Here is a 4,860-nt window from a genome sequence, read left to right as displayed (position 1 = left end):
ACTCCAAGATCTTCGACGGGCTGCTCGCCTTCGACGGGGAGATGAAGCTGCGGCCCGCGCTCGCCGCCGAACTGCCGAAGATCGCCGACGACGGCCTGACCTACACGTACAAGCTGCGGCCGGGCGTGAAGTTCAGCGACGGCAAGCCCTTCAGCGCCAAGGACGTCGTCTTCACCTACGAGACGATCCTCGACAAGAAGACCAACAACGCCGCCAAGACGGAGCTCGACGCCGTCAAGAGCGTCAAGGCCGAGGGCGACAGCACGGTCGTCTTCACCCTCAAGTACCCGTACGCGCCGTTCGCCGAGCGCACCGTCCTGCCGATCGCCCCCGAGCACATCGCGGGCAAGCAGGACGTGAACACCGGGGCCTTCACCACCAAGCCCGTCGGCACGGGTCCGTACGTCCTGACGAAGTGGTCCAAGGGAGAGAAGCTCAGCTTCCAGGCCAACCCGGCCTACTGGGGCGGCGCCCCCGCCGTGAAGAAGTTCACGATGGCCATCATCAAGGACGACGACGTCCGCGCCACCCGGCTGCGCAGCGGCGACCTCGACGGCGCGATCCTGCCGCCCAACCTCGCCAAGGCAGTCCAGGCCGAGGGGAAGCAGCGCAAGACGTACGCGGCGAAGTCCTTCGACTACCGCACCGTCACCCTGCCCACCCACAACAAGGTCGCCGGTGACACGGCGGTCCGGCGCGCCCTCGACGTCGCGGTGGACCGCGAGGTCATGGTCGACAAGATCCTCGGCGGTGCGGGGAAGCCCGCCTACGGGCCCGTCCCGACCGACAGCCCCTGGTTCGCCAAGGGCACCGAGCGCACCCACGACCTCGCCGGGGCGAAGAAGATCCTCGACGACGCCGGGTGGAAGCCGGGCGCCGACGGCGTCCGCGTCAAGGACGGCGTGCGCGCCGAGTTCCCGCTCTGGTACCTCTCCGGCGACAAGCTCCGCCAGGACCACGCCCTCGCCTACGCGTCCGACGCCAAGAAGGCCGGCATCGACATCAAGACCCAGGCGGGCACCTGGGAGGTCATCGAACCGCGGATGAAGACCGACGCGGTCCTCGCGGGCGGCGGCTCCCCCGGCGACCCCGACTTCGACCAGTACACCCTCCTGAAGTCCTCCCTCGGCGGCGACGGCTTCAACAACATGGCCTGGTACGACAACAAGGCCGTCGACACCGCCCTGGAAGCGGGCCGCAGGACCAACAAGGACGCCGAGCGCAAGGCCGCCTACAGCACCGTCCAGCAGGAGCTCGTGAAGAACCCGGGCTACACCTTCCTCACCCACATCGACCACCTGTACGTCGTCAACGACTCCTGGGACGGACTGTCCACCCAGGTGGAGCCGCACGACCACGGCCTGGCGTCCGGCCCCTGGTGGAACGTCGAGGACTGGAAGCCCAAGAAGTGACCGAGGCAGCGACCGAGGCGGGCGCCGGGGCGGGGGCCCCGGAAGGGTCCCTGCGCCGGAAGCTCCCCTGGGGGCCGATGGCACGGATGGCGGGGCGGCGGATCCTGTTCGCCGCCCCCGTCCTCCTCGCGGTGACCTTCGGCGTCTTCGCCGTCGCGGCGGCCTCCCCCTTCGACCCCGTGAAGGCCTACGCGGGCACCGCGGGCCTCACCTCCTCGCAGGCGCACCTCGACCAACTGCGCGCCAACCTCGGCGTCGACCAGCCGCTGGTGACCCGCTGGTGGAACTGGCTGACCGCCGCCCTCACCGGTGACCTCGGCGACTCGGGCGTGATGCGCCAGCCGGTCGTCGACGTCATCACCGAACGCCTCGGCTGGTCCACGCTGCTCGCCGCCACCGCGTTCCTGATCGCCATCCTGCTCGGCACGACGCTGGGCGTACTGGCCGCGCGCCGCCCCGGCGGCTGGCTCGACCGGTGCGCGAGCTCCGCCGCGTACACCCTGGAAGCAGCGCCCGCCTTCTGGCTCGGGCTGCTCGCCATGTGGTTCTTCGCCCTGAAGCTGGGCGTGCTGCCCGCGGGCGGACTCACCGACACCGACACCGACGTCATCACCTTCGGGCAGGTCGCCTCCCACCTGGTGCTGCCCGCCGTCGTCCTCGGCGTCACCCAGCTGCCGTGGTTCTTCCTGTACGTGCGCCAGGGCGTCGCCGACGCACTGGAGGAGGATCCCGTACGGGGCGCACGCGCACGCGGCACCAGCGAGCGCACCGTGCTCTTCGGGCACGCACTGCGCTCCGGGATGCTGCCGATGCTCACGCTCGTCGGCTCGCGCGTCCCCGAACTCATCACCGGCGCACTCCTCGTCGAGACGGTCTTCAGCTGGCCCGGCATCGCCGCCGCCACCGTGCAGGCCGCCACCGCCGTCGACTTCCCGCTGCTCGCCGCGCTGACCGTGCTCGCCACGGCAGCCGTCCTCGCGGGCAACCTGCTCTCCGACGTCCTGTACGGACTCGCCGACCCGAGGGTGGGCTTCGATGGCTGACCTCACCGAAGACCGCACCGCTTCCGGCCGCGTGGAGTGGCGCGCCCACGGCCGCACCCGCCGCTCCACCCGGACGGTACGCGTCCGCACCTCCGCGGTGATCGTCGCGGCGGTGGTGCTCGCCGTGCTCGTCGTACCCCCGCTGGCCCAGCTCGACGAACAGGCCGTCGATCTCGCCCTCAAGCTCCAGCCGCCGTCCCCTGCACATCCCTTCGGCACCGACGACGTCGGCCGCGACCTGCTGCTGCGCTGCGTCTACGGACTGCGCGTCTCGCTGCTCGTCGGCCTCGTCGCCGCCCTCGTCGCCACCGTCATCGGCACGGCGGTGGGCGCCGCGGCAGCGGCCTTCGGCGGCTGGACCGACCGCGTCGTGATGCGCCTGGTCGACACCTTCTCCTCGGTGCCGCACCTGCTGCTCGGCATCTTCATCGTCGCCATGTTCCGGCCCGGAGTGTGGCCGGTGATCGTGTCCGTCGCGCTCACGCACTGGCTGTCCACCGCCCGCATCGTCCGCTCCGAAGTGCTGTCGCTGCGCTCCCGCCCGTACATCGACGCGGCGGTCTCCGGCGGTGCCTCGCGGTGGCGGGTCGTCGTGCGGCACCTGCTGCCCGGGGTGATGCCGCAGGCGGCGCTCGCGGCCGTCCTGATGGTGCCGCACGCCATGTGGCACGAGTCGGCGCTGTCCTTCCTCGGCCTCGGCCTGCCCAGCCACCAGGCCAGCCTCGGCAACCTCATCCAGTCCGCCCGCAGCTCGCTGCTCGCGGGGGACTGGTGGCCGACGCTCTTCCCCGGCCTCTTCCTGATCATTCCGACGCTCGCGATCGCGGGCCTCGCAGGCGCCTGGCGGGAGCGCATCAACCCCCGCCGCCGATCGGAGCTGATGCTGTGAGCACCCGAACCGACGAGACCGTCCCCGTCGTGCGCGACACCGACACCGACGCCGCTCCCGTGCTCGCCGTGCGCGACCTCTCGGTACGGTTCCGGATGCGCGGGGGACGGCACATCGCCGCCGTCACCGACGCGTCCTTCGACCTTCCGGCGGGGGAGTGCCTGGCCCTCGTCGGCGAGAGCGGCTGCGGCAAGTCCGTCCTCGCCTCCGCACTCCTGGGGCTGCTCCCCGGCAACGCCCAGACCGCGGGCCGGGCCCTGCTCGGCGACACCGACCTGCTCACCGCCGACGAGAAGACCCTCGCCCGTACCGTACGGGGCCGGCGCATCGGCCTCGTGCCGCAGAGCCCCGCCGCCCACCTCACCCCGGTACGGACGGTGGGCGCGCAGCTCGGCGAGACCCTGCGCGAGCTCACCGGGGCCCGCAAGCCGGACGTCCCCCGGGCGGTGCGGGCGGCGGCCGAGCGGGCCGCGTTCCCCGCCGACCACCTGGACCGCTATCCGCACGAGCTGTCCGGCGGGCTCGCCCAGCGCGCCGCGACCGCCCTCGCCCTCGTCGGCGACGCCCCTCTGCTGCTGGCGGACGAGCCGACCACGGGGCTCGACCGCGACCTGGTGAACCGCACCGTCGACGAGCTGCGCCGGCACGTCGACGACGGTCACGCCCTCCTGATGATCACCCACGACCTGGCGGCGGCCGAGCGGATCGCCGACCGCATCGCCGTCATGTACGCGGGCCGCATCGTCGAACTCGCCGACGCCAAGGCCTTCTTCGGCACCCCGGGACCGTGCCACCCCTACGCCCGCGGCCTGCTGAACGCCCTCCCGGAGCGGGACTTCACCCCCATCCCGGGCCTGCCCCCCGAGCTGGGCGACCTGCCCGCGGGCTGCGCCTTCGCGGCCCGCTGCCCGCACGCCACCGAGGCCTGCGCCGTACAGCCCCGGTTCGAGGACGGCATCGCCTGTCACCACCCGTCGGCCGAGGAGCCCGCCCGTGCTTGAACTCGCCTCCATCACCGCCGGATACGAGCGCGGCCTGCCCGTCGTACGGGACGCGAACCTCACCGTCGCCCCCGGCGAGTCCGTCGGACTGCTCGGCCCCAGCGGGTGCGGCAAGTCCACGCTCGCCCGGGTCGCCGCCCTGCTGCACCGGCCGGACGAGGGCACCGTCACCCTCGACGGCGCGCGCGTACAGGGCTGGCGCCACCGGACACCCCGCGCACAGCGCACCGCGATCGGCGTCGTCTTCCAGCAGCCCAGGCTCTCCGCCGATCCCCGGCTGCGGCTGCGTGACCTGATCGCCGAACCGCTGCGGGCGACCGGACGGCGGGACGAAGCGGCCGACCGGGTCGCGGAGTTGAGCGACGCCGTGGGTCTCGGCGCCGACCTGCTGGGCCGCCGCCCGCACGAGGTCAGCGACGGACAGTTGCAGCGCGCCTGCCTGGCACGCGCGCTGGTGCTGAGGCCCCGCTGGCTGGTGTGCGACGAGATGACGGCGATGCTGGACGCCTCGACGA

General features: G+C 72.6%; 5 protein-coding genes. All 5 read left to right on the top strand.

The features are described 5' to 3' along the window. Positions 1-1,412 (top strand): ABC transporter substrate-binding protein (locus tag ACWGIG_RS36950; RefSeq protein WP_453326095.1); only part of this gene is annotated, 1,412 nt, incomplete at its 5' end. Positions 1,413-1,489: 77 nt separating this feature from the next. Then, on the top strand, positions 1,490-2,455 hold the full coding sequence (locus ACWGIG_RS36945; RefSeq protein ID WP_453326097.1) for an ABC transporter permease: 966 nt from the start codon (positions 1,490-1,492) through the stop codon (positions 2,453-2,455). Continuing rightward, positions 2,448-3,344, top strand: a complete 897-nt coding sequence (locus tag ACWGIG_RS36940) for an ABC transporter permease (RefSeq protein WP_453326094.1) — start codon at positions 2,448-2,450, stop codon at positions 3,342-3,344. Before ACWGIG_RS36945 ends, ACWGIG_RS36940 begins: the two co-directional genes overlap by 8 nt. A 95-nt stretch (positions 3,345-3,439) precedes the next feature. Continuing rightward, entirely contained in the window at positions 3,440-4,345 is a 906-nt protein-coding gene (locus ACWGIG_RS36935) for an ABC transporter ATP-binding protein (protein ID WP_453326096.1), read from the top strand. After that, positions 4,338-4,860: ABC transporter ATP-binding protein (locus tag ACWGIG_RS36930; RefSeq protein WP_453326093.1), on the top strand; the 523-nt coding region annotated here is incomplete at its 3' end. The genes ACWGIG_RS36935 and ACWGIG_RS36930, both read left to right, overlap by 8 nt.

This window comes from Streptomyces sp. NPDC054863 (genome assembly GCF_053610825.1).
Note: the sequence above shows the minus strand (reverse complement) of the source record. Positions and strands in the feature narration are given on the sequence as shown.

Bases quoted from the DNA above. Each gene is read 5' to 3' on its own strand.
- ACWGIG_RS36935 (WP_453326096.1), top strand. From the start codon at position 3,440: ATGCGCGGGGGACGGCACATCGCCGCCGTCACCGACGCGTCCTTCGAC.
- ACWGIG_RS36945 (WP_453326097.1), top strand. From the start codon at position 1,490: ATGGCACGGATGGCGGGGCGGCGGATCCTGTTCGCCGCCCCCGTCCTC.
- ACWGIG_RS36940 (WP_453326094.1), top strand. From the start codon at position 2,448: ATGGCTGACCTCACCGAAGACCGCACCGCTTCCGGCCGCGTGGAGTGG.